We start from the raw sequence: 21,351 nt of genomic DNA, 5'->3' as shown, positions 1-21,351 counted from the left end.
GCAGCCGTTTTCGCACGCGGCCCGAGCGAGCCCGACCCCTGCCTCTCCCCCACCATCCCGTCACGAAGGACGACCATGCTCGAACGCCCGATCATCCAGCAGCGCGGATTCCGCAACACGACCGACGGCACCGGCGTCACGGGCTTCCGGCTTCTGCTGCGCAACCCCAACTACCGAGGCATCGCCGGCAGCCTCGTCGACGGCGCCGACGTGGTCGTCGACGGACACGCCTTCCCGCGCGCAGCGCAGCGCTGGACACTGCAGGGCCGTACGTTCACCCTCGACGAACTGCACGCTTCCACGGACGTACGCTGGCAGCTCGACGAGACCGCCACGCTCTCCGTCGACCACCCGGGCGGCCTGAGCGCGGGCATTCACCGGATCGAGGTCGCGGTCCGTCTGCGCCGGCCCTACATTCCCGAGGTCGCCGGGCCCTCCGTGTTCCGCGCCGCCACCACGGCCACGATCGTGCCCGCCTGCGACGGCACCCCGCACGGGCTGCGCTACGGCGTCTCCCTCTACAGCTACTCGGGCGACCTGTACACGTCGATGACGCTCCAGGACGCCATGGCCGACATCGCCGACCTGGGCGCCACCGGCATCGAGATCCTCGGCGAAGGCAACATCCCCGGCTACCCGCACCCCGACCCGGCCTGGATCGACACCTGGCACCACCTCCTGGACCGCTACGGGCTCACGCCCACGAACTACGGCTCCTGGGTCGACACCGCCATGTGGCGCGACCGCGACCTCACCGCCGAGGAGGGCCGTGCACAGCTCGAACGCGACCTGCGCCTGGCCAAGCTGCTCGGCTTCACCTCCGTCCGCCCCAAGTTCGGCGTCACCACCCCGGAACTCGACCCGCACCCCATCTGGCAGCCGGCCGTGGAGCGGGTGCTCGACCTCGCGGCGGACCTCGACATCGTCATCTGCCCCGAGATCCACAGCCCCACCCCGATCAAGCACCCGGTCACCCAGGCGTACCTCGACTTCATCGACCGGACCGGCAGCGACCACTTCAAGCTCCTCATCGACACCGGCATCTTCCAGACCGCCCCGGTCGACGACGGTCACGAGGGCTTCGAGGGAAAGAAGCGCCCCGCATTCCTGGAACCCCTGGCCGTCTCCACGTCCGACCTCGCCGAAGTGCTGCCGCATGTGCACTTCATCCAGGCGAAGTTCTTCGAGATCGACGACCACCTCACCGACCTGCACATTCCCTGGCACGACATCCTCAGCACCCTGCGCACGGCCGGCTGGCGGGGCTGGCTCTCCAGCGAGTACGAGGGCCGGCGCGAGCCCTACCGAGGCCGCGACCAGGTCCGCCGCCAGCACGCCTTGCTCCGGTCCCTGAACGGGAGCGCCGACCTGGGATGACGTCCGGGAGGGCGGCCGGCCGGTCGAGGCGGGCGACGGAAGCGCCGCTTCAGGTGCTGCGGCTGATCGCACAGGTCGCCGGACTCCTTCAGCGGCAGGGGCGGGTGCTGGGGAGGCGACCGCCGCTGCGGTCGCCTCCCCAGCACCTGACGGCCGAGAGCACCGCCGTCAGGTGGTGGAGGCGACCTTCGGGGACCATCTGCGGCTGGAGCCGGGTTCACCGGCTACGGGCAGATCCCCAGCTCGCGGAGGGCTCGCTTCTGGGGGCCTGTGGGGTGGGCCGGGAAGTAGAGGTAGCAGACGCCGCCGGTGCCGGACTTGACCTTGCCGTTGGCGTCCTTGCGCTTGGTGCGGAGCCAGATGTTCTCCCACTGGCGGCGCTTGTAGACGTGGCGGACGGCGACGTTGGAGGGGGAGGCCGGGTCGTTGGCGATGATGTCGCCGGACTGGGTGAAGCCGATCACCGTCATCAGGTGGCCCGAGGTGCCGTAGCCCGCGCCGTCCAGTTCGGAGGCGATGAAGGACTGGGAGGTGATGACGGGGATGCCGACGTGGATGAGCTTTTCGACGTCGGCGAGGGAGTTCAGCCGGGTGACGACGCCTTCGAGGTCGTGGTACGTCGCCGCGTACGCCGCGTTGAAGGGCCAGTTGCCGCAGCCGTCGTACTGGTAGTCGAAGGTGAAGCGGGCGGCGTGGCAGACCTGGGGGTCGGCGTAGTCGGGGTTGACCCAGGCCAGGTCCTCCGGGCTGGGCCGGCGGCCCCAGTACTCGATGATCATCTGGGAGGAGGTGGGGCTGCACCACGCCTCTCCCCCGTTGTCGTACTCCGGGTACTGGCCCTTGTGGATCTCCTGGGAGTACCGCGGCACGGCCAGCTCCCGGCCGCGTGCGATGCCCGGCTCGGACGCCGGGACCGTGAACCGGTCGGGGATGTCGGAGCCCATCGCGCCTACCCGCCACACCGTGGGCGTGAGGTCCGTCCCCGGCTTGCGGTAGAGCGTGACGCGGAGTTCGTACGAGACCAGGCGGAGGCCGCTCGCCGGGGAGTCCACGGAGAGGGTGTCGGTGTAGACCGTGCTCTTGCTGTCGGTCTGGTCGTCCACGGACGTACGGCGGATGTCCTGGTCGCCCGCGGCCCAGCGGCCCATGACGTACCACGGGGTGCGGGACTTGTCGGAGTACATGCCGCGCAGTTCGACGGCGATCCAGGTGCCGGCGGGGGTGTGCGCGTTCCAGGACGCGATGAGCTCGGTGGCCGGCACCTCGAGCTTGTGGACCGGGGAGGTCCAGGTGGCGTACTCCCAGGTGGAAGTCTTGTTCAGGTGCGGGTCGCGGTAGTCGGTGGTGCCGATCGGGACCGCGATCTGCACGCCGGGGCGCGGTCCCGGCTCGATGCGGGTGCCCTGGCCCGAGCCCGCGAGCCAGTCGGCCACCCCGGTCCAGCCGTGGTAGTCCACGAGCGAGCCGGCGTCGGGGTGCGTCGCGGATCCGGTGCCGTGCGGGCCGGGCGTCCCGGAGCGGCCGGCGGCGAAGGCGGGCAGCGGGACCGCAGCGCCGGCGGCGACGGCGAGGGCGGCGGCGAGCACGGTGCGGCGGGGAGCGTATCTGGTCATGGGCGTCAGGTCCCCCAGTCGGGTGCGGGATGAGCGTCACGGCAGTCGTGGCTCAACTATCACCGCACGGGACACGGTTCGGCCAGCGGTTCGACGCGCGTCGCGCATCGAAATATTGGTGTGGACCAGTGACGTACGCTGGCGTGATGGAACGTCCCGCCGATCACGGCCTGGCCGCGCTCGCCGCGCGTCTGCGCGCCCTGCCCCCCTCCTGCGGTCCGGTGCGCCTGGTGGCGGTGGACGGGCACGCGGGCTCGGGGAAGAGCACGTTCGCGGGGCGGCTGGCGGCGGCGCTGGGGACGGGCGCCTCGGGGGCGGGGACGGGCCACGGCCTGGCGGCCGCGGCGGAAGCGACCGCCCCCGTCATCCACCTGGACGATCTGGCGACGCACGACGAGCTCTTTGCGTGGGACGGGCGGCTGCGGGAACAGGTGATCGAACCGTTCTCCGAAGGGCGGAGCGCGCGGTACGGCGTGTACGACTGGGTGCACCGGCGCTTCGCGCGGGAGCGCACGCTGGCGCCCGCCCCGGTCGTGCTGCTGGAGGGCGTCGGGGCCGGCCGGCGTGCCCTCCGTCCGCACCTGGCGTGCCTGCTGTGGATGGAGCTGCCCGAGGACACCGCCTGGGCACGGGGAAGGCGGCGGGACGGGCCGGGGCTCGCCACCTTCTGGGATGGCTGGATTCCGGCGGAGCGCGCGCATTTCGCGGCCGACCCCTCCCGCCCTCATGCGGATCTCCTGGTTTCCCAGGGGCGGACGGGGTACGAGTGGCACACGAGGCCGGTGGACGCGCGTTGACTCCCCCAATCCTTCACACTCCGTGACCGGCCGGGGCCGGTGCGCCGAGCCGGGCCGACAGGGTCCCGCCGAGTGCCCCAACTCGGCTTGACCTGGGGGCCGTACAGGACTTACGTTCTCAATGTGCGGTTCTGACGGACCGCTCGCAGACGCGAAGCCCCCGGTTGTTCCCCCGTGATCGGGGGCTTCGTTCTGTCCTCATCCCCCGAATCCCGCGCTTCGCGCCGCTTCCCCCTCACCCTGGGTCACCGGCCCCTTCGCGCCGCCGAGTCCCAGCTTCCCCGCTGCGCCCCTCTTCGGCAGCCGTACGCGCCGCAGGTACGATGCCAGTTCGTGCCACCCGAGGACACGCTTCCCACGGGCGCGCGACGGCGTGCACATCCCGTCCACAGCACGCTGCTTCGATCACGCTGCTCCCGGGTAGCCACCTGGCGGGCACCGCGCGGGGGATCTTTTGTGGGGGACAGGATGGATTGTGGCGCGCAGGGCACGGCGGCCCCGGCCGAACTCGCCTGGCTGCGCGCGGTGGACGCGTACACCATGGGCGCGTACGCGCAGGCCGAGGAGGAGTTCCGGGCCGCGGTGCGGATCGACCCTTCGATGGCGGACGCCTGGCTCGGGCTGCACGCGCTGCGCGCCGACACCACCACGGCGCTGCTGCGGATGTACCGGCACCGCGACCGCTTCGGCGAGCAGCGCGCCCGCCACCGCCGCACCCTGAACTCCTGGTACTGGCTGGGCTGGTGGGTGCAGCCGGTGCTGGAGACCGGCCGCGACCTGCTGCTCGCGCACGCCTCGCACTGGCTGGACGGCCGGCATGTCGCGGAGCTGGACCAGGCGCTGGCCGGCTGCCCGCCGGTCGACGCCGATCCGCAGGTACGTTTCCTGCACGCCTGCCGCGCGTACCTGGTCAAGGACTGGGAGCAGCTCGTGCGGCACACCGAGCCGCTGCTCGACGACCCGCTGCTGGGCATCGAGTCGGGGCTGTTCGGCGGCATGGCGCGGGTCCGGCTGGAGATGTACGGACAGGCCGAGCCGCTGCTGTCGGCCGCGCTGATGCGGTGCCGCAGCGAGCAGCCGCAGCGCAAGGAGCTGCGCTACTGGCTGGCGCGGGCGCACGAGGGCACGGGCCGCAGCGCGGCGGCCCTCCCGCTGTATCGCGCCGTTCACCGCGTGGATCCGGCCTTCATGGACACCGCGGCCCGGCTCGCGGCCATCGCCGAGTGCGACGGGCTGGAGGAGGGCGCCGACCTGGCCACCGTGTCGGCCGGGCTCGGGCAGGAGAACGCCGGTGACCTGGATCCGCTGGCGCCGCTGGACCCGGTGGACGGCCGGGAGCTGCTGGCGACGGCCGACCCGGAGGGCCCCGACGACACCGATCTGCTCGGCACGCCGGCCGCCGGCAGTGCGGGCCCTGCCCGCTTCAAGCGCGTGCCGGAGCAGCGCGGCGGCGATCAGCTGCCGCCCGGGCCCGCCGACCCCGTCCTGCTGGAGCAGGCGCTCCAGGAGCTGGAGCGGATGGTCGGCCTGGAGCCGGTGAAGCGGCAGGTGCGGGCGCTGTCGGCACAGCTGCGGATGGCGCGGCTGCGGGCCGGGCAGGGGCTGCCCGTGCAGCCCCCGAAGCGGCACTTCGTCTTCTCGGGCCCCTCGGGCACCGGCAAGACGACCGTGGCCCGGATACTCGGGCGGGTCTTCTACGCGCTGGGGCTGCTCGGCGGCGACCACCTCGTGGAGGCCCAGCGCGCCGACCTGGTGGGCGAGTTCCTCGGCCAGACGGCGGTGAAGGCGAACGAGCTGATCGACTCGGCGCTGGGCGGCGTGCTCTTCGTCGACGAGGCGTACTCGCTCTCCAACTCCGGCTACACCAAGGGCGACGCGTACGGCGACGAGGCGCTGCAGGTGCTGCTGAAGCGCGCGGAGGACAACCGCGACCGGCTCGTGGTGATCCTCGCCGGGTATCCGGAGGGCATGGACCGGCTGCTGGCCGCGAACCCCGGGCTCTCCTCGCGCTTCACCACCCGGGTGGACTTCCCCAGTTACCGGCCGCTGGAGCTGACGGCCATCGGCGAGGTGCTGGCCGCGGACAACGGCGACCGGTGGGACGAGGAGTCGCTGGACGAGCTGCGCAGCATCGCCGGGCACGTCGTGGACCAGGGCTGGATCGACGAGCTGGGCAACGGCCGCTTCCTGCGCACCCTGTACGAGAAGAGCTGTGCGTACCGCGACCTGCGGCTGTCGACGTGGGCGGGCACGCCGTCCCGCGAGGACCTGTCGACGCTGCGGCTGCCGGACCTGATGCAGGCGTACGGCGAGGTGCTGTCGGGCCGCGGCGGCCCGGCACCGGACCTGGGGGCGTGACCCGCACCGGCCCCGGGGGCGTGACCCGCGCATAAAAGGCCGGCGGGGCGGACCCGGCTGCCCGGACCCGCCCCGCTCGGCTGCGGACGTCAGCCCGCCAGCGCCCGCTCCCCCGGCTGCACTTCCTCAGGCCGGGGCTCGCCCGCGCCGCGCGGTCCGCCGATGCGGGCCGGCCCTTCCTGGTCGCGGTGGGCCGGGTCGCGGACCTCGCCGACCAGCTTCTCCAGCACGTCCTCCAGGGCGACCAGGCCGAGCGTGCGGCCCGTGCCGTCGGAGACCGCCGCGAGGTGCGAGGCGGCGCGGCGCATCGCCGTCAGCGCGTCGTCCAGCGGGAGTTCGGCGCGCAGCGTGGTCATCGGGTGCCAGACGTGCTGCGGTACGGCGCGGTCCCGCTCCTCCAGGTCCAGTACGTCCTTCACGTGCAGGTAGCCCATGTACGCGCCGCCCGGCGCGCAGACCGGGAAGCGGGAGTAGCCCGTCTTCACGGTCAGCTCCTCGACCTGCCGGGGCGTGACGGACGGATCGACGGTGACCAGCGCGGCACGGTCGATCAGGACGTCGGTGACCGGGCGGCGGCCCAGCTCCAGGGCGTCGGAGAGGCGTTCCTGCTCGGCCGGCTCCAGCAGCCCGGCCTGGCCCGCGTCGGCCACGAGGTGGGTGAGCTGCTCGGTGGTGAAGACCGCCTCGACCTCGTCCTTGGGCTCCACGCGGAAGAGCCGCAGGATGCCGCGGGCGCAGGCGCCCAGCAGGGCGGTGACCGGCCGGCACATCCGGGCGAAGACGACCAGCCCGGGGCTGAACCACAGGGCGGTCTTCTCCGGTGCCGCCATGGCCAGGTTCTTCGGCACCATCTCGCCGATGACCAGGTGCAGGAAGACCACCAGGGCGAGCGCGATGGCGTAGCCCAGCGGGTGGATCAGCGCCTCGGGGAGGTGGACGGCGTGGAAGAGCGGCTCCAGGAGGCGGGCCACGGTCGGCTCGGCCACCGCGCCGAGCGTCAGCGAGCAGACGGTGATGCCGAACTGTGCGGCGGCCATCATCTGCGGGAGGTTCTCCAGGCCGTACAGCACCCGCTTCGCCCGCTTCGAGCCCTCGGAGGCGAGCGGTTCGATCTGGCTGCGGCGTACGGAGACCAGCGCGAACTCGGCGCCGACGAAGAAGCCGTTGGCGAGTACGAGGAGGGCGGCGAAGAACAGCTGCAGCGCGCTCATCGGGCACCTGCCGTCTCGCCGGCGGCCGCGGGCACGGCGCTCGGCACCGGCCCGGTCCGTATCAGCCGCACCCGGTCGGCGCGGTGGTGGGCGACCAGCCGCACCCGCAGCCGCCAGCCGTCCAGTTCGGCGGTGTCCCCCGGCGCGGGGATCCGGCCGAGTATGTGGGCGACCAGTCCGGCCACGGTCTCGTACGGGCCGTCCGGCGCGGTCAGCCCGATCCTGCGGAGGGTGTCGACCCGGCAGCCGCCGTCGGCGTCCCAGGCGGGGTGGCCGTCCTCGGCGGGTGCGAGCACCAGTTCCGGCAGGTCCGCGTGGTCGTGCTCGTCGCGCACCTCGCCGACCAGCTCTTCGATGATGTCCTCCAGGGTCACCACGCCGGCCGTGCCGCCGTACTCGTCGACGACCACGGCGATCGGCTGTTCGCTGCGCAGCCGCTCCAGCAGGGGCTGCACCGGCAGGCTCTCCGGGACCAGCAGCGGCGCGACCGTTATCCGGCCGACGGGGGTGCGCAGCCGGTCCTCGGCGGGCACGGCGAGCGCGTCCTTGAGGTGGACCATGCCGACGACCTCGTCGATCCGGGTGTGGTAGACGGGGAAGCGGGACAGGCCCGTGGCACGGGTGAGGTTCACCACGTCCTCGGCGGTCGCGGAGGACTGCAGCGCGGAGACCCGTACCCGCGGGGTCATCACGTTCTCCGCGGTCAGCTCGCCGAGCGAGAGGGTCCGCACGAAGAGGTCGGCGGTGTCCTGCTCGATGGCGCCGGCCTGCGCGGAGTGCCGGGCCAGCGAGACCAGTTCGCCGGGGGTGCGGGCCGAGGCCAGCTCGTCGGTGGGCTCGACGCCGAGGGCCCGCACGAGGCGGTTGGCCACGGTGTTGAGCAGCGCGATGACCGGGCGGAAGAAGCGCGAGAAGGCGTTCTGCGGGCCGGCGACGAAGCGGGCGACGGTGAGCGGCTTGGAGACCGCCCAGTTCTTCGGGACCAGTTCGCCGATCACCATCTGGACGGCGGAGGCCAGCAGCATGCCGAGGACGACGGCGATGCCGGGCACGGCGCCGGCGGGCAGTCCGAGCGCGGCGAGCGGCCCGCCGAGCAGCTCGGCGAGGGCGGGCTCGGCGAGCATGCCGACCACCAGGGAGGTGATGGTGATGCCCAGCTGGGTGCCGGAGAGCTGGAAGGAGAGCTCGCGCAGCGCGGTGACGACCGTACGGGCCCGGCGGTCACCGGCCTCGGCGGCCCGCTCGGCCGCCGCCTTCTCCACGGTGACGAGGCCGAACTCCGCGGCCACGAAGAAGCCGTTCGCCAGGATCAGCACGAAGGCCGCGGCGAGCAGCAGCAGGGGGACTGTCATGCCGCCGCCTCCGTGGTGCTCGGGACAGCCGCGGGACGCGGGCGCTGTCCGGGAGGGGCGGCGCAGGTACTACAGGACGATCCGTCCATTGCTGGAAGGAGTCACTCCTCGGGTCGCAGGGTCCCCGCGAGGGGGCGGGGCGCGGGGCGGCCCCGGGCTACAGAGTAATCAGGCCGGGCGCGGCAGCGGGAGAGCCGACGGGCGTGCGGTACGCCGCACGCCACGCTCCGGCCGGATGCGTACGGGGCCGGCCGGCTCAGCGGGTGTGGTCGCCGGTGCCGTGCGTCTCGGCGAGGAGCCGCAGCGTACGGGCGTCCTGGACGGCCTGTTCCTTGGCGATGCCGGGCTGGATGCCCATGGCGGGGAGGCTGGTGCCGTCGGCGAGGTCGAGGTGGACCCAGGCGTCGCCGACCCGCAGGTTCACCCGCAGGACCTCGGCCCAGGCCAGCTCGCGCTTGGTCGTGAGGTTGACGACGGTGACGCCGCGCTCGGTGGCGACGACCTTGGGCCGGGCGAGCAGCAGCAGGACGGCCAGCACCAGCAGGCCGGTGATCACGAAGCTGATCCGCTCGCCGCCGCTGAGGGCCGGCAGCAGGAACGCGATGACCGTGAGGGCCACCAGCTGGGCGATGCCGACGACGTACAGGACGGCACGGGTGCGGGCGGGCCGGAAGGTCACCGGCAGGTCGGGCAGGGGCGCGGACACGTCGTCGTCTTCCGTGGCGGGGGTGGCTGGACGGACCGTACGTACGCCGTGCGGGTACGTACGGCCCGGTGGACGGTCAGAGGCGGCAGGCGTGGATGCCGGTGGTCAGGATCGCGCGGGCACCGAGGTCGTAGAGCTCGTCCATGATGCGCTGGGCGTCCTTGGAGGGGACCATCGAGCGGACCGCGACCCAGCCCTCGTGGTGCAGCGGGGAGACGGTCGGGGACTCCAGGCCCGGGGTGAGCGCGACGGCCTTCTCGACGTGCTCCACGCGGATGTCGTAGTCCATCATCACGTAGCGGCGGGCCACCAGGACGCCCTGCATGCGGCGGAGGAACTGCTGCACCTTCGGGTCGTCGACGGAGGCGTCCTTGCCGCGGATGACGACGGCCTCGGACTTCAGGATCGGCTCGCCGATGATCTCCAGGCCGGCGTTGCGCAGGGTGGTGCCGGTCTCCACGACGTCCGCGATGATCTCGGCGACGCCGAGCTGGATGGCGGTCTCCACCGCGCCGTCGAGGTGCACGACGGAGGCGTCCACGCCGTTGTCGGCGAGGTGCTGCTTGACCAGGCCGGAGAAGGAGGTGGCGACGGTCATGCCGCCGAACTCCTTGACGTCCTTGGCGGTGCCGGGCGTGGTGGCGTACCGGAAGGTGGAGCCGGCGAAGCCGAGCTGCATGATCTCCTCGGCCTCGGCGCCGGAGTCCAGCAGCAGGTCGCGCCCGGTGATGCCGATGTCGAGCTTGCCGGAGCCGACGTAGACCGCGATGTCGCGCGGGCGCAGGAAGAAGAACTCGACCTCGTTCTCCGCGTCGACCAGGACCAGCTCCCTGCGGTCCTTGCGCTGGCGGTAGCCGGCCTCATGGAGCATCGCCGACGCAGGCTCGGACAGTGAACCCTTGTTGGGGACGGCGATGCGCAGCATGAGAGAGATTTCCTTTGCGGGAGGGAGAAAAGGCGGGTGGAGAAACGGGGTGATCAGAGGTGGGCGTAGACGTCGTCAAGGCTGATGCCCTTGGCGACCATCATCACCTGAAGGTGGTAGAGGAGCTGGGAGATCTCCTCGGCGGCGGCGTCGTGCGACTCGTACTCCGCCGCCATCCACACCTCGGCGGCCTCTTCGACGACCTTCTTGCCGATCGCATGGACGCCGGACTGGACCAGTTCGGCGGTGCGGGAAGTGGCGGGGTCGCCGGTGGCGGCCTTCTGCTGGAGCTCGGCGAAGAGCTCCTCGAACGTCTTCTTGGACATGGTGGTACCCACCCTAGCGGTCGCCCGCCCCGGCTCAGCGCCAGGGTTCGGATACGGAACGGAGCGTGGCGGCGGTGGCGACGGCCGCGGTGACCGCCTCGTGGCCCTTGTCCTCGCTGGAGCCCTCGAGGCCCGCACGGTCCAGTGCCTGCTGCTCGTCGTCGCAGGTCAGCACGCCGAAGCCGATGGGCACACCGGTGTCGACGGAGACCTGGGTCAGGCCCTGGGTGACGCCCTGGCAGACGTAGTCGAAGTGCGGGGTGCCGCCGCGGATGACCACGCCGAGCGCGACGATCGCGTCGTATCCGCGGCCGGCCAGCACCTTGGCGACGACCGGCAGCTCGAAGCTGCCCGGCACGCGGAGCAGGGTCGGCTCGTCGATGCCCAGCTCGGTCAGGGCGCGCAGCGCGCCGTTCACCAGTCCGTCCATGACCTGTGTGTGCCACTGGGCCGCGATGACGGCCACCCGCAGGTCGCCACAGTTCTTCACGGACAGTTCGGGTGCGCCCTTGCCGCTCACGTTGCTCCTCGTGCTGCTTGCTGATGTATCAGGGGTACGGGGATGTCTTACTGGCTGTTGCAGGCCGAGGCGCGGTCCGCCGGGTCCAGCCACGGCAGGTCGTGCCCCATCCGGTCCCGCTTGGTGCGCAGGTACCGCAGGTTGTGCTCGCCGGCCTGGACCGGCATCGGCTCCCGGCCCGTGATGTGCAGGCCGTGCCCGGCCAGGGCCGCGGTCTTCTCGGGGTTGTTGGTCATCAGGCGCAGCGAGCGCACGCCCAGGTCGGTGAGGATCTGGGCGCCCGCGGCGTAGTCCCGCGCGTCGGCGGGCAGGCCCAGCTCCAGGTTGGCGTCCAGGGTGTCCCGGCCGCGCTCCTGGAGCTCGTAGGCGCGCAGCTTGGACAGCAGCCCGATGCCCCGGCCCTCGTGGCCGCGCAGGTAGATCACCACGCCGCGGCCCGCCTCGCTGACCCGGCGCAGCGACTCCTGCAGCTGCGGGCCGCAGTCGCAGCGCAGCGAGTGGAAGATGTCGCCGGTCAGGCACTCGGAGTGGACCCGGACCAGGACGTCCTCACCGTCGCCGAGGTCGCCGGCGACCAGCGCGACGTGCTCGACGCCGTCGACGGTGGAGCGGTAGCCGTGCGCGGTGAAGTCGCCGAAGGCGGTGGGCAGCCGGGTCGTGGCCTCGCGCCGGACGGTGGGCTCGGCACTGCGCCGGTACGCGATGAGGTCCTCGATGGAGATGATCGCCAGGCCGTGCTTGCGGGCGAACGGGATCAGCTCGGGCAGCCGCAGCATGGTGCCGTCCTCGCCCGCGATCTCCACGATGGCGGCGGCGGGGCGCAGCCCGGCGAGCCGGGCGAGGTCCACGCCGGCCTCGGTGTGGCCGTTGCGTACCAGGACGCCGCCGGGCTTGGCGCGCAGCGGGAAGATGTGGCCCGGGCGGACGAAGTCGCCGGGCGCGGACTCGCCGGAGGCCAGCAGGCGCAGCGTGGTGGCGCGGTCGGCGGCGGAGATGCCAGTGGTGACGCCGTGCTCGCCGGTGGCGTCGACGGAGACGGTGAAGGCCGTCTGCATGGACTCGGTGTTGTGCTGGACCATCTGCGGGAGTTCCAGCCGGTCCAGCTCGTCGCCCTCCATGGGGGCGCAGATCAGGCCGCGGCACTCGCTCATCATGAAGGCGACGATCTCGGGCGTGGCCATCTCGGCGGCGAGGACGAGGTCGCCCTCGTTCTCACGGCTCTCGTCGTCGACGACCACGACGGGGCGGCCCGCGGCGATGTCGGCGATGGCGCGCTCGACGGGGTCGAGGGTGAGGTCGGTCGCGTCGGGGCCTTCGTACCAGTTCTGCTGTGCGGTCATGCCACCGCTCCTTCCAGGACGGGCTGCGGGCTCGTGCGGGAGCGCAGCCACCAGTCACGCAGGCCCCACAGGACGAGACCGAGGTAGACGACGTAGACCAGGCCGGAGAAGGCCAGGCCGCTGCTGAAGGCCAGCGGGACGCCGACCACGTCGACCAGCAGCCAGGCGAACCAGAACTCCACGAGGCCGCGGGCCTGCGCCACCATCGCGGCGAGCGTGCCGACGAAGATGTAGGCGTCGGGCCAGGGGTTCCAGGAGAGCTGGGGCACCTGGGTGAAGAGGAAGCCGACGGCGAGGGTGCCGACGGCGGTGCCCGCGAGCAGCGTGCCGCGCTCGCGCCAGGTGGCGAAGCGGACCGCGATCGTGCCGTCCTGGGCCTGCTGCCGGCCGCGCTGCCACTGCCGCCAGCCCCACAGGGCGACGCCGATGACCAGCAGCTGCTTGCCGACCCCGCCGCTGAGCTGGGCCGAGGCGTACGCGGCGACGAGGATGACGCCGGAGAGGAACTGGGCGGGCCAGGTCCATATGGAGCGCCGCCAGCCGAGGGCCAGGGCGATCAGGCCGACGGTGTTGCCGATCATGTCGGACCAGATGACGTGCTGCCCGAAGGCGGCGAACGCCTCACCGTTCAGCCAGGTCAGTGCGGTCATCGCGCGCCTCCGTCGGTGTCCTTGCCGAGCAGCCGCTCGACGTACTTGGCGAGGACGTCGACCTCCAGGTTGACCGGGTCGCCGACCTTCTTGATGCCGAGGGTGGTGAGGTCGAGGGTGGTGGGGATGAGGCTGATGGTGAAGTAGTCGTCCCCGGCCTCGACGACGGTGAGCGAGACGCCGTCGACGGCGATGGAGCCCTTCTCGACGACGTACCGGGCAAGTCCGTCCGGCAGGGCGACCTTCACGATCTCCCAGTGCTCGCCGGGGGAGCGCTCGGCGATGGTGCCGGTGCCGTCGACGTGGCCCTGGACGAGGTGGCCGCCGAGCCGCCCGCCGAGCGCCATCGGGCGCTCCAGGTTGACGCGGGAGCCCTTCTCCAGCGCGCCGAGGCTGGACCGCTTCAGCGTCTCGGCCATGACGTCGGCGGTGAACTCGCCGTCCGCGGTCTCCACGACGGTCAGACAGACGCCGTTGACGGCGATGGAATCGCCGTGCTTGGCGTCCTCCGTGACGACGGGGCCGCGCAGCCGGAAGCGGGAGGCGTCGCCGAGGTCCTCGACGGCGACGACCTCACCCAGTTCTTCGACGATTCCGGTGAACACTTCAGTTCTCCTCGTGGAGGGCGGGCGTGGCGGTGATGCGCAGGTCGGGGCCGAGCCGTTCGGTGTCGGTCACGTCGAGGCGCAACGCCTTGGTGATGGTGGAGATTCCGGCGTCGCCCAGCGCGGCCGGGCCGGCGCCGAGCAGCGCGGGGGCGAGGTAGCCGACGACCTTGTCGACGGCGCGGGCCGCGACGAAGGACCCGGCCAGGGTCGGGCCGCCCTCCAGGAGGACGGACCGCACGCCGCGGTCGTACAGCGCGCCGAGCAGCGCGGTGACGTCCAGGCCCCGGCCGCCGGCCGCGCGGGGCAGCCGGACGAGGGGCGCGAGCCCGTCGAGGTGGGCGGCGTCGGCGTCCTCGGCGACCGCGATCAGGGTCGGGGCCGTGCCGTCCAAAATCCGGGCGCCGGGCTTCACGGCCGTCGCGGCGGAGTCGACGACGACCCGAAGCGGCTGGGTGACCTCGGTGTCCGGCAGCCGGACGGCGAGCTGCGGGTCGTCGGCGCGTGCCGTGCCGGAGCCGACGATGACCGCGTCGGCCTCGGCGCGCAGCCGGTGCACGTCGGCGCGGGACTGCGCGGAGGTGATCCAGCGGCTGGTGCCGTCGGCGGCGGCGATCCGGCCGTCCAGGGTGGCGGCGTACTTCCACAGCACGAAGGGGCGGCGGCGCAGTACGGAGGTCAGCCAGGCCTCGTTCCCGGCGGCGGCCTCGTCGACCAGCAGCCCGCCCTCGACGTCGACGCCGGCCGCGCGGAGCGTGACGGCGCCGCCGGTCGCGGCCGGGTTGGGGTCCGGTACGGCGTAGACGACGCGGGCGATGCCGGCGTCGATGAGCGCCTGGGAGCAGGGGCCGGTACGCCCTGTGTGGTTGCAGGGCTCCAGGGTGACCAGCGCGGTGCCGCCGCGGGCTCGCTCGCCGGCCGCGCGCAGGGCGTGGATCTCGGCGTGCGGGCCGCCGGCCCGCTGGTGCCAGCCCTCGCCCGCGACGGCGCCGTGCGCGTCGAGGACGACGCAGCCGACCACGGGGTTGGGACTGGTGTGCCCGAGGCCGCGCGCAGCGAGCTCGATGGCTCGGCGCATTGCCGTGATCTCGGCGGGGGCTGTGGCGGCCACCGGGTCCTCCTGCCTCTTCAGGCACGGACTCCGGGGCTGTCGCGAGCGACAGAAGCGGTACGGAACAGCACGGTCGCCGGGGCCGGAAGGAGAAATCCCGACCGTCGTGGACGGGACCGCCGGCGGCGGCGTACTGATGCTGCTCGCCCGCCGCGCACTGCCTCCCATCCGGACTTTAACCGTCGGTGCAGGAATTTCACCTGCTCAACCGGCCGCTGGCTGCGGACGGGTCGCGGACTGTAACCGCCGGTTCGGACTTTCACCGACCCCGGAGTGCGCTGCGTATGTCAGTACCCCTCCAGTCTGCCACGTCTGATCGTCTGCCATGCGGGCGCAGCCCTGTGGGCTGACTCACACTGCGTGGCGGTCCGGGTACGCACCGGACGGCCGGAGTTCCCCGCGCGTTCCGGGGGAGTTCTTACGGATGACAGGCCGCGTCCGGCGCGGTCGGATGGCAGGAGAGGCGTTTTCTCCGGGAGGAGCGGGCGATGACGACGTTTCTGGTGACCGGCGGCACGGGGACCCTGGGGCGGGTCGTGGTGGACCGGCTGCTGGCCGACGGGCACACCGTGCGGGTGCTCAGCCGCCGGCCGCACACCCGCACGGAACACCCCAGGCTGCGCTCGTACGCCGTCGACCTGCGGAACGGGGTCGGCCTGGCGGACGCGACGGCCGGGGCCGAGGTGATCGTGCACTGCGCCTCGACGCCGTCCGGGGGCGACCTGGATTCGGCAGGACAGTTGGTGGACGCGGCGCGGACGGCGGGCGTACGGCATCTGGTGTATATCTCCATCGTCGGCGTGGACCGGGTGCCCCTGCGCTACTACCGCACCAAGCGGGAGGTCGAGCGGCTGCTGGCGGAGTCGGACGTGCCGTGGACGGTGCTGCGCACGACCCAGTTCCACGACCTGGTGCTGCGGATGGTGAAGGCCGGCGCGCGGTCGCCCGTGCTGCCGGCCCCGGCGGGCGTGCGCATCCAGCCCGTCGACGTCCGCGAGGTGGGCGCGCGGCTGGTGGAGCTGGCGTACGGGGAGCCGGCCGGGCAGGTCCCGGAGATGGGCGGCCCCGAGGTGCTGGGGGCCCGCGAGCTGATCGGCCTCACCCTGCGCGCGGGCGAGCGCCGCCGCGCCGTGCTGCCGATGATGCTGCCGGGCGCGACGTACCGGGCGCTGCGCGCGGGCGGGAACCTCACCCCGGACCACGCGGTCGGCAAGATCCGCTACGCGGATTTCCTGGCCGAGCGCGGCGGGCACGTACCGGGGCTGCGGGTGGTGGGGTCCGGGGACAACGCGGGCGGGTGAGGGGCCGGGCTGCCGCAGGCGTCCGGCTGCCGGGACCGGGCGCCCCCTCAGAGAGCCGCGCGCTCGGGGCCGAAGAGGTCGTCCTGCGCGGCGTCCTTGGCGGCGAGCACGGCGCCGCGGAGCACGGCCCGGCCGCCGACCGTGCCGGCGCGCACCTCGGTGTGCAGCGGTGACATCGCGGCGGCCCGGTCGGCCACCCGCGTGGCGAGCGCCGCGCCGCCGGCCCGGCCGATCTCGCCGCCGAGCACGACGCAGCCGGGGTCGAGCACGGCGGTCACCGCGGCCACGCCCACGGCGATCCGCTGCGCCAGCGCGTCGAGGAAGTCCGCCGCTGCGGAGGATCCGGCGGCTACCGCGGCGCGCACGATGCGTTCGGCGGCGGGGGCGTCCGCGTCCGGGCCGGTGTCGGCGGCGGTGCCGCCCGGCGCGGCGGCGGGCCCGTACTCCCGTGTAAGCCCGTACTCCCCCGTAGGGCCGCGCTCCCCCGTGAGCCCGTGCTCCCCCGCGAGCGCCGCGATCGCGCCGGAGGCGGCCAGCGAGTGGAAGCCGCCGTCGCAGCCGGTGGCGCTGGGCAGGGCCGGTGTGCCGGGCACGGGCAGGAAGCCGATCTCGCCGGTGCCGCCGGAGGCACCGCGGCGCAGCCGGCCGTCCAGGACGACCGCTGCGCCCACCCCGTGCCCGAGCCAGAGCAGGACGAAGGTGTCGCGGTCCCGGGCCGCGCCGTCCCGCCGTTCGGCGATGGCGGCGAGGTTCACCTCGTTCTCCAGGAGCAGCGGTGCGTCGAGCCGGCCGCGCAGCCCGGCGACCAGCGCGCCGTGCCAGGACGGCAGCGTTCCGGTGCCGGTCAGGCGGCCCGTCGCGGGGTCGACGAGGCCGGGCGCGCCGACCGCGACGGTGTGCGGCCGGACGCCGCCGGCCCGCTCCAGCGCCCGGTCCAGCGCGGCGTACGCGCCGGCCACGGCCTCCTCGGGTGCGGCGTCCTCGGCGACCGGCACGGACTCCTCGGCGCGGACGGCCCCGAGCAGATCGGCGACCGCGACGGTGACGCCGTGCGTGCGGACGTCGATGCCGGCGAGGTGGGCCCGGCCCGCGACGATGCCGTAGAGCCGGGCGTTGGGGCCGCGGCGGTCGGCGCCCGCCTCGCCGACGACCGCGATGAGCCCGGCGGCGCGCAGCCGCTCGACGAGGTCGGCCACCGTGGGCCGGGACAGCCCCGTCCGCTCCTTGAGCTGATGCGCCGTCAGCGGCCCGTCGGCTTCGAGGAGCTGGAGCGCGAGACGGTCGTTGATGGCCCGTGCGGTGCGCGGCGACGCGGTACGGGACCGGGCCCGTGGCGCGGCGTGCGGCGCCGTGCGGCCGGGGCGCGCGGTGGTGTCAGGCATGGCGGAATCCTTCCAGACCGTCCGGGCCGAACATCCCGCGAAATAATCGGCGGTTAATAGGCAGGGACCCTGATAGTTTTACCGCCATGCCCGTCAACGGTGGTTCCGGCACGGCACTCCCCGCGCCCCAACTGCGCCGCGCGCGCTGGTCGGTGGCGCTGGTCTTCCTCGTACACGGCGCGGTGACCGGCAACTTCGCCACCCGCGTCCCGTGGATCCAGGAGCACACCGGGGCCACTGCCGGGCAGCTCGGCCTCGCGCTCGCCTTCCCGGCGATCGGTGCGTCCCTGGCGATGCCGCTGGCCGGCCGCGTGAGCCACCGCTTCGGCTCCCGTACGGCGCTGCGCGGCCTTCTGGCGCTGTGGACGCTGTCCCTCGTCCTGCCCGCACTCGCGCCGAACCTCTATGCGCTGTGCGGCGCCCTGCTCGTCTACGGGGCCAGCGCCGGTATGTCGGACGTGGCGATGAACGCCCTGGGCGTCGAGGTCGAGCAGCGCCTCGACAAGCCGATCATGTCCGGGCTGCACGGCATGTGGAGCGTGGGCGCACTGCTGGGCTCGGCCGCCGGCACGTTCGCCGCGCACGCCGGCTCCGACGCCCGGCTGCACCTCGCCCTCGCGGCCGGCGCGCTGACCGTCCTGGGCGCGGTCTTCTGCCAGGGCGTACTGGACCTGCGCAGCACCCCGAACGAGCACCCGCCGCCGCGGTTCGCGCTGCCGCCGAAGTCCGCGCTGGTCATCGGGGCCGTCGGATTCTGCGCGGTGTTCGCCGAGGGGGCCAGCCTGGACTGGTCGGCGGTGTACCTGCGGGACGTGCTGGGCACGTCGGCGGGGCTCGCGGCCGGCTCCACGACCGCGTTCGCGTGCACGATGGCGGCGGCCCGGCTGGCGGGCGACCACGTGGTGGCCCGCTTCGGCCCCGTGCGCACGGTCCGGGCGGGCGGCGTGCTCGCCACGGCGGGCGGGCTGCTGATCGTCACGGCGCAGCACCCGGCGATGGCGGTGGCGGGCTTCGCGCTGATCGGTCTGGGCATCGCGGTGGTCGTGCCGCTGGCGTTCGCCGCGGCGGGCCGCAGCGGCCCGGCGCCGAGCCAGGCCATCGCGGGCGTCGCGACGATCACGTACACCTCGGGCCTGATCGCGCCCTCCGCGATCGGCTCGATCGCCCAGGCCACCTCGCTGACCGTCTCGTTCGCGCTGGTCACGACGCTGGCGCTGGGCCTGGTACTGGGCGCCGGGGTACTCCGCGTACCGGAACGCCGCGCGTCGGTCAGCTCGGCCACGTTCGACCTGAAGGGGTCATGACGGACGGCTCGTGACGGACGCTGGGTGACGGGCGGCGGGTGGCGCTCCGCTCCGGGGCCCGCAGCCGGCGCGCGCCGCTCCTGGGGCCGCGGTCGGCGGCGCGCCGCACCCGGGACTGCGGTCGGCGGCGCGCCGCTCTTTCGGGACCGTGGCCGCGCCCGCGTGAGCTCGGCTCAGCTCGCGTCCGGCAGGGCCTCCGGGCGGGCCAGCTTGCGGGCTATCGCGCGGGCCTCGTCGGTCCACGGCGTGGGACGGAGGGTCTGCGCGTCGACGCGCACGAGGACGCGGTGCCCCTGCGCGTACGTGGTCGCGCCGTCCGCCGAGCAGACCCGGAAGCCGTAGGTGAGGCTCGTGCGGCCCAGCTTCTCGACCCACAGGTGGGCGGCGTACGTGCCGGGGCGGGTGATCGGCGCCTCGTAGGAGACGCGCATCTCCTTGATCACGTTGGCCATGTCGCCGGCGGACGCCCAGTCGCCCGCGAAGCCGAAGCCGTGGCCGTGCCAGTAAGCGCCCCAGGCGCGCTCGACGAGCAGCGGGAACCGCGAGTTGTGCAGCATGCCGAGCGCGTCGAGGTCGTCGAAGTGGACCGTGACGGGGACCAGCTCGCCGTACGGAAGGGTCTCGGCGGTATACGGAACGGCGTCGCTCACGGTCGTACTCCTGGTGCTGCGGTGCGGCCGGGCGCGGCCGCACATGCTCGGAACTGATGCGTTCAAAAGTTGAACCATCTCATCGTAAGCATGCGCTTAGACTGCTCCCGCCCGGGGCCGAGTGACCGAGACCATGCGCGGCCGATCCGGGCCGTAACCGGAGGAAGCGGACCTGGCCCCCACTAACATTGGCCGGTCACCGCCGGTCGGTGGCCTCACGACGACTTGACGAGAACGGAGCTTCCATGGGCCTCGGCGTGCGCTGGACCCTCCACGGAGACGGGCGCACCCCCGCGCCGGGAGCCGTGGTCAGACCCGACGAGCGGCTGTCCTGGCCGCGCACAGCGGGCCTCGGCGCGCAGCACGTGGTGGCGATGTTCGGTGCGAGTTTCGTCGCGCCGGTCCTCATGGGTCTGGACCCGAACCTCGCCATCATGATGTCCGGCGTCGCGACCATGATCTTCCTGCTCGCGACCCGTGGCCGGGTGCCCTCCTATCTCGGGTGCAGCCTCTCCTTCGTGGGCGTGGCAGCCGTCATCCGGGCCCAGGGCGGTTCGAGCGCCACGGTCACCGGCGCGGTCCTCGTGGTCGGCGCGGTGCTCTTCGCCGTCGGGCTCGCGGTGCAGCGGTTCGGTGCGCGGATCATCCACGCGGCGATGCCGCCGGTCGTCACCGGCGCGGTCGTCATGCTGATCGGCTTCAACCTCGCCCCCGTGACCGCGAGCACCTACTGGCCGCAGGACCAGTGGGTGGCGCTGCTGACCATGCTGTTCACCGGGCTCGCCGTGGTCTGTCTGCGCGGCTTCTGGTCGCGCATCGCGATCTTCCTCGGGCTGGTCTTCGGGTACCTCATCTCCTGGGTCTTCGACCTGGTCTTCGGGATGATCCACTCCCAGAACGGCGCCGGGAAGGTCACCGACCACTGGCGGCTGGACTTCTCGGCCGTGGCCAAGGCCGACTGGGTGGGCCTGCCGTCCTTCCACGGGCCGAGCTTCCAGTGGTCCGCCGTCCTGGTCGCGCTGCCGGTCGTGATCGCGCTGGTCGCGGAGAACGCCGGGCACGTCAAGGCGGTCGGCGAGATGACCGGCGACCCGCTGGACGACAAGCTGGGCACCGCGATCTCCGCCGACGGCGCCGCGTCCGTGCTCTCCACCGCGCTCGGCGGGCCGCCCAACACCACGTACTCCGAGAACATCGGCGTCATGGCGGCCACCCGCGTCTACTCCACCGCCGCCTACTGGGCCGCCGCCTGCTTCGCCCTCCTCTTCGGGCTCTGCCCCAAGTTCGGCGCCGTGGTCGCGGCGATCCCGGGCGGGGTGCTCGGCGGCATCACGGTCATCCTGTACGGCATGATCGGCCTGCTCGGCGCGCAGATCTGGGTGCACAACAAGGTCGACCTGCGCAATCCGCTGAACCTGGTCCCCGTGGCCGCGGGCATCATCATCGGCGTCGGCGGCGTCAGCCTGAAGATCTCCGACAACTTCGAACTGGGCGGCATCGCGCTCGGCACGATCGTCGTCCTCTCCGGCTACCACGTCCTCCGGGCCCTGGCCCCGGCCCACCTGAAGACCCAGGAACCGCTGCTGGACGAGGGCACGTCGGCGTACGACGAGGAGAGGGACGGGGACACGGCGCCGGGGGCGTAACAGGGGCCGCGCACAGGGGCTCGGACCCGGGCTTCTGCGCCGCCTGTGGGCGGCACATGGCGCCGGGCACATGGTGACGGGGCGGCGGCCTACGGCGCCGGGCGCGTGGTGACGGGGTGGCCTGCGCGCATACAGGTGCAGCCCTGGGGAGCCCCCACCGGGGAGTTACCCAGCCGG

At 73.2% G+C, this 21,351-nt stretch carries 19 protein-coding genes and 1 riboswitch; of the genes, 6 read left to right on the top strand and 13 right to left on the bottom strand.

Features of this window, described 5'->3' with window-relative positions; all coding sequences use genetic code 11:
- The first annotated feature begins 75 nt into the window (after positions 1-75).
- A complete protein-coding gene (locus tag C3486_RS24305) occupies positions 76-1,377 on the top strand; it encodes a DUF6379 domain-containing protein (RefSeq protein ID WP_103834884.1) in 1,302 nt (433 codons plus the stop codon).
- A gap of 224 nt (positions 1,378-1,601) precedes the next feature.
- Here C3486_RS24305 and C3486_RS24300 read toward each other — a convergent pair whose 3' ends face one another.
- Complete coding sequence (locus C3486_RS24300; protein WP_103834883.1) at positions 1,602-2,990, bottom strand: peptidase C39 family protein; 1,389 nt, start codon at positions 2,988-2,990, stop codon at positions 1,602-1,604.
- 146 nt (positions 2,991-3,136) lie between these two features.
- Between C3486_RS24300 and C3486_RS24295 the strand changes: the two genes are divergently transcribed.
- Both C3486_RS24295 and C3486_RS24290 read left to right on the top strand, forming a co-directional pair.
- Entirely contained in the window at positions 3,137-3,787 is a 651-nt protein-coding gene (locus tag C3486_RS24295; RefSeq protein WP_103834897.1) for a uridine kinase, read from the top strand.
- Between the two features lie 468 nt (positions 3,788-4,255).
- A complete protein-coding gene (locus C3486_RS24290; protein WP_103834882.1) occupies positions 4,256-6,145 on the top strand; it encodes an AAA family ATPase in 1,890 nt (629 codons plus the stop codon).
- A gap of 89 nt (positions 6,146-6,234) precedes the next feature.
- Here C3486_RS24290 and C3486_RS24285 read toward each other — a convergent pair whose 3' ends face one another.
- From C3486_RS24285 to ribD, 10 genes are all read right to left on the bottom strand, one after another.
- Positions 6,235-7,356, bottom strand: coding sequence for a hemolysin family protein (locus C3486_RS24285; protein ID WP_103834881.1), 1,122 nt, complete (start codon positions 7,354-7,356; stop codon positions 6,235-6,237).
- Positions 7,353-8,708 carry a hemolysin family protein gene (locus tag C3486_RS24280; protein WP_103834880.1) on the bottom strand — a complete coding sequence of 452 codons (1,356 nt, stop codon included), beginning with the start codon at positions 8,706-8,708 and terminating at the stop codon, positions 7,353-7,355. Before C3486_RS24280 ends, C3486_RS24285 begins: the two co-directional genes overlap by 4 nt.
- A 256-nt stretch (positions 8,709-8,964) precedes the next feature.
- Entirely contained in the window at positions 8,965-9,414 is a 450-nt protein-coding gene (locus C3486_RS24275) for a PH domain-containing protein (RefSeq protein WP_103834879.1), read from the bottom strand.
- 76 nt (positions 9,415-9,490) lie between these two features.
- Positions 9,491-10,339 (bottom strand): ATP phosphoribosyltransferase, encoded by an 849-nt coding sequence (hisG, locus tag C3486_RS24270; RefSeq protein WP_103834878.1) that lies wholly within the window; start codon positions 10,337-10,339, stop codon positions 9,491-9,493.
- Positions 10,340-10,392: 53 nt separating this feature from the next.
- Positions 10,393-10,665 (bottom strand): phosphoribosyl-ATP diphosphatase, encoded by a 273-nt coding sequence (locus tag C3486_RS24265; protein ID WP_030251465.1) that lies wholly within the window; start codon positions 10,663-10,665, stop codon positions 10,393-10,395.
- A 34-nt stretch (positions 10,666-10,699) separates the two neighbouring features.
- A complete protein-coding gene (gene ribH, locus C3486_RS24260) occupies positions 10,700-11,185 on the bottom strand; it encodes a 6,7-dimethyl-8-ribityllumazine synthase (protein ID WP_103834877.1) in 486 nt (161 codons plus the stop codon).
- 47 nt (positions 11,186-11,232) lie between these two features.
- Positions 11,233-12,525 (bottom strand): bifunctional 3,4-dihydroxy-2-butanone-4-phosphate synthase/GTP cyclohydrolase II, encoded by a 1,293-nt coding sequence (locus C3486_RS24255; RefSeq protein ID WP_103834876.1) that lies wholly within the window; start codon positions 12,523-12,525, stop codon positions 11,233-11,235.
- Positions 12,522-13,175 carry a nicotinamide mononucleotide transporter family protein gene (locus C3486_RS24250; protein WP_103834875.1) on the bottom strand — a complete coding sequence of 218 codons (654 nt, stop codon included), beginning with the start codon at positions 13,173-13,175 and terminating at the stop codon, positions 12,522-12,524. The genes C3486_RS24255 and C3486_RS24250 overlap by 4 nt, the downstream gene beginning before the upstream one ends.
- Positions 13,172-13,780: a riboflavin synthase gene (locus tag C3486_RS24245; RefSeq protein ID WP_103834874.1), complete on the bottom strand. Its 609-nt coding sequence runs from the start codon at positions 13,778-13,780 to the stop codon at positions 13,172-13,174. Before C3486_RS24245 ends, C3486_RS24250 begins: the two co-directional genes overlap by 4 nt.
- Before the next feature lies 1 nt (position 13,781).
- Positions 13,782-14,858, bottom strand: coding sequence for a bifunctional diaminohydroxyphosphoribosylaminopyrimidine deaminase/5-amino-6-(5-phosphoribosylamino)uracil reductase RibD (gene ribD / locus C3486_RS24240; RefSeq protein WP_103834896.1), 1,077 nt, complete (start codon positions 14,856-14,858; stop codon positions 13,782-13,784).
- Between the two features lie 183 nt (positions 14,859-15,041).
- Positions 15,042-15,172, bottom strand: a riboswitch (FMN riboswitch).
- A gap of 207 nt (positions 15,173-15,379) precedes the next feature.
- On the opposite strand from ribD, the gene C3486_RS24235 reads away from it, so the two are divergent.
- Entirely contained in the window at positions 15,380-16,192 is an 813-nt protein-coding gene (locus C3486_RS24235; protein ID WP_103834873.1) for an SDR family oxidoreductase, read from the top strand.
- Between the two features lie 47 nt (positions 16,193-16,239).
- Here C3486_RS24235 and C3486_RS24230 read toward each other — a convergent pair whose 3' ends face one another.
- A complete protein-coding gene (locus C3486_RS24230; protein ID WP_103834872.1) occupies positions 16,240-17,574 on the bottom strand; it encodes an ROK family transcriptional regulator in 1,335 nt (444 codons plus the stop codon).
- Positions 17,575-17,660: 86 nt separating this feature from the next.
- Between C3486_RS24230 and C3486_RS24225 the strand changes: the two genes are divergently transcribed.
- Entirely contained in the window at positions 17,661-18,878 is a 1,218-nt protein-coding gene (locus C3486_RS24225; protein WP_103834871.1) for an MFS transporter, read from the top strand.
- A 173-nt stretch (positions 18,879-19,051) separates the two neighbouring features.
- Here the strand turns inward: C3486_RS24225 and C3486_RS24220 are convergent, their stop codons facing one another.
- Positions 19,052-19,528, bottom strand: a complete 477-nt coding sequence (locus tag C3486_RS24220; protein WP_258052971.1) for a thioesterase family protein — start codon at positions 19,526-19,528, stop codon at positions 19,052-19,054.
- Between the two features lie 245 nt (positions 19,529-19,773).
- Here C3486_RS24220 and C3486_RS24215 point away from each other — a divergent pair, with 245 nt between their 5' ends.
- Positions 19,774-21,174, top strand: a complete 1,401-nt coding sequence (locus C3486_RS24215; RefSeq protein ID WP_103834869.1) for a uracil-xanthine permease family protein — start codon at positions 19,774-19,776, stop codon at positions 21,172-21,174.
- The last annotated feature ends 177 nt before the right edge of the window (positions 21,175-21,351 follow it).

Source organism: Streptomyces sp. Ru73 (assembly GCF_002920575.1).
GTDB lineage: Bacteria > Actinomycetota > Actinomycetes > Streptomycetales > Streptomycetaceae > Streptomyces.
This window is presented reverse-complemented; position numbering and strand designations above follow the sequence as displayed.

What these genes read in the sequence shown, in the direction of transcription:
- C3486_RS24305 (WP_103834884.1), top strand. Translation starts at nt 76, where the DNA reads ATGCTCGAACGCCCGATCATCCAGCAGCGCGGATTCCGCAACACGACC.
- C3486_RS24300 (WP_103834883.1), bottom strand. Translation starts at nt 2,990, where the DNA reads ATGACCAGATACGCTCCCCGCCGCACCGTGCTCGCCGCCGCCCTCGCC.
- C3486_RS24295 (WP_103834897.1), top strand. Translation starts at nt 3,137, where the DNA reads ATGGAACGTCCCGCCGATCACGGCCTGGCCGCGCTCGCCGCGCGTCTG.
- C3486_RS24290 (WP_103834882.1), top strand. Translation starts at nt 4,256, where the DNA reads ATGGATTGTGGCGCGCAGGGCACGGCGGCCCCGGCCGAACTCGCCTGG.
- C3486_RS24285 (WP_103834881.1), bottom strand. Translation starts at nt 7,356, where the DNA reads ATGAGCGCGCTGCAGCTGTTCTTCGCCGCCCTCCTCGTACTCGCCAAC.
- C3486_RS24280 (WP_103834880.1), bottom strand. Translation starts at nt 8,708, where the DNA reads ATGACAGTCCCCCTGCTGCTGCTCGCCGCGGCCTTCGTGCTGATCCTG.
- hisG (WP_103834878.1), bottom strand. Translation starts at nt 10,339, where the DNA reads ATGCTGCGCATCGCCGTCCCCAACAAGGGTTCACTGTCCGAGCCTGCG.
- C3486_RS24265 (WP_030251465.1), bottom strand. Translation starts at nt 10,665, where the DNA reads ATGTCCAAGAAGACGTTCGAGGAGCTCTTCGCCGAGCTCCAGCAGAAG.
- C3486_RS24255 (WP_103834876.1), bottom strand. Translation starts at nt 12,525, where the DNA reads ATGACCGCACAGCAGAACTGGTACGAAGGCCCCGACGCGACCGACCTC.
- C3486_RS24250 (WP_103834875.1), bottom strand. Translation starts at nt 13,175, where the DNA reads ATGACCGCACTGACCTGGCTGAACGGTGAGGCGTTCGCCGCCTTCGGG.
- ribD (WP_103834896.1), bottom strand. Translation starts at nt 14,858, where the DNA reads ATGCGCCGAGCCATCGAGCTCGCTGCGCGCGGCCTCGGGCACACCAGT.
- C3486_RS24235 (WP_103834873.1), top strand. Translation starts at nt 15,380, where the DNA reads ATGACGACGTTTCTGGTGACCGGCGGCACGGGGACCCTGGGGCGGGTC.
- C3486_RS24230 (WP_103834872.1), bottom strand. Translation starts at nt 17,574, where the DNA reads ATGCCTGACACCACCGCGCGCCCCGGCCGCACGGCGCCGCACGCCGCG.
- C3486_RS24225 (WP_103834871.1), top strand. Translation starts at nt 17,661, where the DNA reads ATGCCCGTCAACGGTGGTTCCGGCACGGCACTCCCCGCGCCCCAACTG.
- C3486_RS24215 (WP_103834869.1), top strand. Translation starts at nt 19,774, where the DNA reads ATGGGCCTCGGCGTGCGCTGGACCCTCCACGGAGACGGGCGCACCCCC.